The sequence below is a fragment of the Kurthia sp. Dielmo genome (genome assembly GCF_000307285.2).
GTDB classification, from domain to species: domain Bacteria; phylum Bacillota; class Bacilli; order Bacillales_A; family Planococcaceae; genus Kurthia; species Kurthia populi.
On the sequence record NZ_HE578967.1, the window covers coordinates 48,961 to 55,329 of the forward strand.

5 protein-coding genes and 1 riboswitch are annotated in these 6,369 nt (G+C 36.0%); of the genes, 3 read left to right on the forward strand and 2 right to left on the reverse strand.

What is annotated here, in order from left to right; translation table 11 throughout:
- Positions 1-54 precede the first annotated feature (54 nt).
- Positions 55-1,452, reverse strand: a complete 1,398-nt coding sequence (locus tag KTHG_RS20135; protein WP_139996188.1) for an aminotransferase class I/II-fold pyridoxal phosphate-dependent enzyme — start codon at positions 1,450-1,452, stop codon at positions 55-57.
- A gap of 558 nt (positions 1,453-2,010) precedes the next feature.
- On the opposite strand from KTHG_RS20135, the gene apf reads away from it, so the two are divergent.
- On the forward strand, positions 2,011-2,694 hold the full coding sequence (gene apf / locus KTHG_RS20140) for an aggregation-promoting factor (RefSeq protein WP_139996190.1): 684 nt from the start codon (positions 2,011-2,013) through the stop codon (positions 2,692-2,694).
- Positions 2,695-2,818: 124 nt separating this feature from the next.
- A complete protein-coding gene (locus KTHG_RS20145) occupies positions 2,819-3,631 on the forward strand; it encodes an alpha/beta fold hydrolase (RefSeq protein ID WP_126989598.1) in 813 nt (270 codons plus the stop codon).
- A 45-nt stretch (positions 3,632-3,676) separates the two neighbouring features.
- Here KTHG_RS20145 and KTHG_RS20150 read toward each other — a convergent pair whose 3' ends face one another.
- Positions 3,677-4,300 (reverse strand): pentapeptide repeat-containing protein, encoded by a 624-nt coding sequence (locus KTHG_RS20150; RefSeq protein WP_139996192.1) that lies wholly within the window; start codon positions 4,298-4,300, stop codon positions 3,677-3,679.
- A 183-nt stretch (positions 4,301-4,483) separates the two neighbouring features.
- A riboswitch (purine riboswitch) is annotated at positions 4,484-4,585 on the forward strand.
- 100 nt (positions 4,586-4,685) lie between these two features.
- On the opposite strand from KTHG_RS20150, the gene KTHG_RS20155 reads away from it, so the two are divergent.
- Complete coding sequence (locus KTHG_RS20155) at positions 4,686-5,996, forward strand: NCS2 family permease (RefSeq protein WP_139996194.1); 1,311 nt, start codon at positions 4,686-4,688, stop codon at positions 5,994-5,996.
- Positions 5,997-6,369 lie beyond the last annotated feature (373 nt).

Genomic DNA, 6,369 nt, shown 5'->3' on the forward strand with positions numbered 1-6,369 from the left:
AGGTAACTTAAACTAATATAAAAATGAGCCACGCATGATTGTGTGGCTCATTTTTTATTGGATGACACGTAGTAATCCTTCTGCTAGTTTTTCACCACCATGAAATCGTTCATAGTTTGAAAGTGCCTCCAGTTGCGTATCACTTATTTTTTCACCATACATAATAAGCGGGATTCCTGGTGGATATGGCGTCACCATTTCAGCGCTAATGCGTCCACTCGCTTCTTTTATTGAGATAAATTCAGTTGAAGCGTTACGTAGCTCTGCATAACTCATTGCAAGCATTGTCGTGTGAGAAGGAACACTTTGTATAGTAGGCAGTTTTTCTTTTGCTAAATTTTTTAAGGCAACAGCTATATTTTGAAGTATTTCCGTATAATCCGTAACAGCGAGAGGTAAAACAAATAGCACATTATAAGGATCTGCAAGTTCTGGATAAATACCAACCGATTCAAGAGCGGCTTGGAGCGTATAGCCACTTACTTGCTGTGTTGATTGAATGGTTACCTTTAAAGGATCTACATAATAGTAGTCAGGAGCTTCTACTACTCGGATCATTTCAAGTGAATTGAGCGCTTCCTTGAATCGATTTATCGATTGTATTAATGGAGTTTCTTCTATATAAGTGGCTAAATAAAACCGAGCAAGATCAAGAGACCCCATAATCGGATAAGAAGGGCTACTAGACTGCAACATTTGAAGATAATGTTCAATGCGTGCACAATCTATGCGCTGGCTTCCAATATGTAAGTAAGAGCCCATTGTCATGGCAGGCAAGGTTTTATGAGCAGATTGGATAACTATATCAGCACCAAAGTGAAGAGAACTCTTTGGAAAGCTATCTAACGTAAAATGAGCTCCGTGCGCCTCATCTACTAAAACAATTGCTCCGTAATCATGTGCGGTATCAATGAGCTCCCTAATATTTTGCTGAGCGAGTCCATAATAATTTGGATAGGTTAAAATCAACGCTTTTACTTCCTTGAATTGTTTGAACGCTTGCTTGACACAATTAGTTGTTAAACTTGTTGCAAGTTGCCAGTCACTGTTATAGGAAGGCGCGAGAAAAATAGGGTGTGCGCCAGCTAACTCAAGACCATTTAAAATCGATTTATGACAGTTGCGCTGGACAAGTACAAAATCTCCAGCTTGAAGTGTTGCTAAAATCATCGTTAAATTTCCTACAGTCGAGCCATTTACTAGAAAATAACTTCTTTGAGATTGATAGTGATCTTGCAATAATTGCTGTGCTTCTAAAATGGCCTCCTCTGGTGCATGCAAATCATCCATTCCAGTAATCTCTGTTGCATCGATTTGTAAAAGAGATTGATAGTAGGTACGCGCCCATGTAGGAAATACCGTACCATTTTTATGCCCTGGTACATGAAACGTTGTTTTACTTGATGCATAGTTTTTTAGCTTATCAAAAAGCGGTGTTCGTTGTTGATTCATTGAAAAGCTCCTCTCGTAATTTCTTTATTATAGAAGAAAGCGTCATGTAATAAGCTCATTTTAAGTGATTTTAAGGCCTTTTACTTATAAAACATAAGGTGCTAAAAAAAATAAAAGAATGAACCATACATTCAGCTTAAAAACGAAAATGTTATTTACAAATTAAGTTAAAAATAATTCCTTTTTTATACTTAAAAAGTAAAAAAAGTTAAAGAAAACACCCGGAATTTAAAAAAATACAAGAAATTTATTATTTTTCATTTTTTTTATTCTTTTTATAAAAACCATATAAACCCTTTTTTTATCGAATAACATTAAAAAATGAATAAAAAAAGACCTAAATAATCTGAATTGTCTTTATAAATTACTGCAATTTGTAATAAAAGGCATGTCCTTTAATATTTTTGTAATATTTCCGACTTCTATGTCAAAATTCAGCATGGTAATCTTATCTCAGCTTAAAACAAGCGAGCGCAAAACGAAGCGCAGGAAAATATAAGCGTGCAAGACGAGACGTGAAAGTGACAAAACTTAAAAAAAGGTGGAAAATTATTTAATATGAAATCAATCAAAGCTTTAGTAGCCGGAACAACATTAGCCGTAGGATTAGCAGCATTTGCAGGAGCTTCAAATGCGAGCGCACAAACAGCATATACAGTTCAGTCAGGAGACACTTTAGCAAAGATTTCTCAAAAATATGTTGGTGACTTCTCTCTAGTAAACAGTATTGCTTCAGCAAATGGAATTGCAAACCCTAATATGATCTATGTAGGTGAACGTTTAACAATTCCTTCAAAAGGACAAGCTGTAACAAAGACTTCTCAAGCCACAACAACTTACAGTGCACCTAAAACACAAACAACTTACAAAGCACAATCAACGTATAAAAAACCAGCATACAACACGCAAAAATCATACAGCACAAACACGGCTGCTAAGAAATCTTATACACAAAAAGCAACTTACAAAAAACCAGCTACTCAATCATACAAACGTACAACTTCAGCATCAACAGGTTCTAACTCAGCTAAAGAGTGGATCGCAAACAAAGAATCAAGTGGTTCATACTCAGCACGTAGCGCAACTGGTAAATACATCGGTCGCTACCAATTAGATAAATCATACTTAAATGGTGATTACTCTGCAGCTAACCAAGAACGCGTTGCAAACAACTATGTTAAACAACGTTACGGTTCATGGGAAGCAGCTAAATCTTTCTGGGTTAAAAACGGTTGGTACTAGGAAGTAGTCTAGTCGAATAAATTAGAGAATCGTGCTATTGCGCGGTTCTTTTTTTATGCCGTTTACCGCTATTTTCCAAAGGGTATTAAATAGATAAATGTCTAGAATAAAGGGTGAAGCATGCATGGAATTTCAAATGAATTATTTTGTTACAAGTGACCAAGCAACACTTTCTTATTTTGATGTCGGAGAAGGACAGCCTATCGTATTAATTGCGGGTTACGGCGGAAACGCAAAATCATGGTTTAATCAAGTAGAGGCGCTACTTGCGTATGGCGGCTTTCGTGTAATTGGCTTTGACCGTCGAAATCACGGTGCATCACAAAATGTCACGTATGGTCAGCATATTGCACGTCATGGTGAAGATTTACACGATTTGATTGAGCTACTGAAGTTAGAAAAACCTATCTTAATTGGTCACTCGCAGGGGATGTCAGCAATTTACGCTTACATTATGCTACATGGCAGTGAAAATGTACGAGCGATTATGTCTATAGACCAAACACCGAAAATGATTAATGATAAGTCGTGGAAATATGGTATGTATGATGTCACATACGACAATTTCGATGAGACGCTAGCGCGCGATTTACCAGAAGCTACATTCAAAGAGATTGATATCGTGCTTCGGGAGAAAATTGCCCATTATAAAAAGCAAGACCATCAGTTTGATTATATTGTAACGAAGCCACTATTATTTAATCACTTCTTTGAAAATTGGTTGGATGTATTACCTCAAATAACAGTACCGATTTTATTTGTTGGTTGTGAACATAGCGCGTATTGGTCACATCAACATGCACAGGAATGCGCTAAGCGTGTTAAAACAGGCCATTCCTATATATTTGAAACATCTGGTCATTTACCTCAGTTAGAAGAACCTGTGGAGTTTAATAAAATGCTCCTCGCATTCGTTGACCAATATGTAGGTGCATAAAAAGAAGGAATCGTGCGTTAGCGCGATTCCTTCTTTTGTTATGTTTTAATATTTAATTGTAACGCCGAGTGGAGGGAGTAAACTTGCAGCTTGGTCAAAGCGAATCGTTAAGCCCTTTAAAGCATTTGCATCAATTTGGATTGTATCGAACTCACAAGTGGATAAGTCGATTCCTTTAAACGATGTTTCAGTAAAATCACTATCATGTAATTCACAGTAGTCGAAAAGTACATCATTTAGTGTCACATATCGGAAGAGGGTCTCTTTTAATTCGCATTTTTTAAACTGACATTCTTTAAATTGACTTTCAGAGAATTGGCCATAGTTAATAACAGAGTCAAAAAATCCAACATGCTTCATGGTTGTTTGTAGAAATTCCGTACCAAGTAATTTCCCTTGATAAAATTCCGTGCGATATAAAATAGCATCGTGGAATAAAACATTGGATAAATCACACTTTTTAAATACGACATCTAGTAATTCAAAATTAGAAAAATCACACTCTTGAAAGCGACAATTCTCGAAACAAACATCATGCAGTTGATTTGTAGAATCATCCCACATGATGACACATTCAACAAAGTGAGTAGGCTGTGTGATGTCACTTAGCCATACACGTTTTTCAGAAATGAGCTGTTGATATCTTTCAGCGGGTGCAATATAAGGCATTTTAGTATCCTCCTCGTAAGTGGTTTTCTTCAGTTAACACTTTTTTTATGTAAAATTGCAAGGAATAATCCTTTTAAGTGCTTTGATCTGAAAAACTCAATTGATTCACGAACTATAGTGTTTAAAATATAATAAATGTTCGTAAAATAGCTTGAAAGGTGATGGGAGTCGTGTTATATTATCACTGTAATTAAATAACGTCGTCGTATAAAATCGAGAATAAGGCTCGAAAGTTTCTACCAAATCACCGTAAATGATTTGACTACGATTGAAGAAACAATGTGTTTCTTCTCTCTGCAGTAGCAGAAATCGTTGAGGTATATGACAAAATCGTCGTATGCCTCTTTCTTTTTTTCAAAAGACGACATCGGAGGAATTAAGTATCATGAAAAAGTATTTCCTATTTGATGAGCTCGGTACTACTTATAGTCGAGAAATCATTGGGGGTGTCACAACATTCTTAGCAATGGCCTACATTTTAGCGGTAAACCCTCTAATTTTAGCAGATGCAGGAATGGATAAAGGCGCTGTATTCGTAGCAACTGCTCTTGCAGCTATCGTTGGTTCATTAATTATGGGTGTTATCGCAAAATTCCCAATCGCACTCGCACCAGGTATGGGATTAAATGCATTCTTTGCTTATGCCGTTGTATTAACATATGGTATTCCATGGCAAACTGGTTTAACAGGTGTATTCTTCTCAGGTGTTATTTTTATTCTTTTATCATTAACAGGTATTCGTGAAACAATTATTAATGCTATTCCACAGCAATTAAAATATGCGGTATCAGCAGGTATCGGTTTGTTCATTACGTTTGTTGGTTTAAAAGGCGCAGGAATTATCGTTGCAAGTGAATCAACTTTTGTTACATTAGGCGACCTTTCACAAGGTAGTGTTCTATTAGCAATCTTCGGGATTTTCTTAGCGGTCATTTTCTTAACGAAAAAAGTTAGTGGTGGTATTTTCTTCACAATCGTCATTACAGCAATTGTTGGTATGGTTACGGGTGTAGTTAAAACACCAGAATCAATCGTTTCAGCAGTACCAAGCGTATCATCTACATTTGGTGTTGCACTTGATCCAATCATTCATGATTTCGGCTCATTATTAAATACACAGTTCTTAATTGTCGTATTAACATTCTTATTCGTTGATTTCTTTGATACAGCAGGTACATTAATGGCTGTAGCAGATAAAGCTGGTTTAATTCGTAAAGATGGTACAATGCCTCGCGCAGGTCGTGCATTAATGGCTGATGCGCTTGGTACAACAATTGGTTCACTTTTCGGTACATCAACAACAACCGCTTATGTTGAATCAACTTCAGGTGTAGCAGCTGGCGCTCGTTCAGGTTTCTCATCTGTTATCGTTGCCATTTTATTCGCTTTATCGCTATTCTTCTTCCCATTACTAGATGTTTTAACTGGAGCAGTAACAGCACCAGCATTAGTAATGGTTGGAGTACTAATGGTATCGTCATTACGCTTAATTGAATGGAATGACTTTGAAATCGCTGTTCCAGCATTCTTAACCGTATTTATGATGCCGATGGGCTACAGTATCGCAACGGGTATCGCGGTCGGTTTTATCTTCTATCCAATTACGATGATCTTAGCTGGTCGTCGTAAAGAAGTACATCCATTAATGTATGTTATGTTCTTTGTCTTCTTAGCGTACTTTATCTGGGTTCGATAATATATAGAAGAAACAATACGTGAATTATCATAAAAGTAGGAGGCGTTGTACAATGCCTCCTACTTTTTTTTTAGAAAAACCGCTGAAATAGATGATGTTTTAAATTTATTAATTATAGAAGAAAAAAAGTTGAAATAGATAATGAAGTTTGTGATGTAGTGAACAAATCATTATATTAGATAGAGAAGTAATGATCTGGACGAAACATTGTTGACAGTCTATAAAACGAAATGTATAGTTATAAACGTTGATTGGCAAACAACATTATAAAAAATGTTTGACAAGCCTTGAAACAATTGTTATTATATAAAAGTTGTGAAAACAACAAAACATCATAAAAAACTTTTTTAAAAAAGTTGTTGACTTCTTGGAA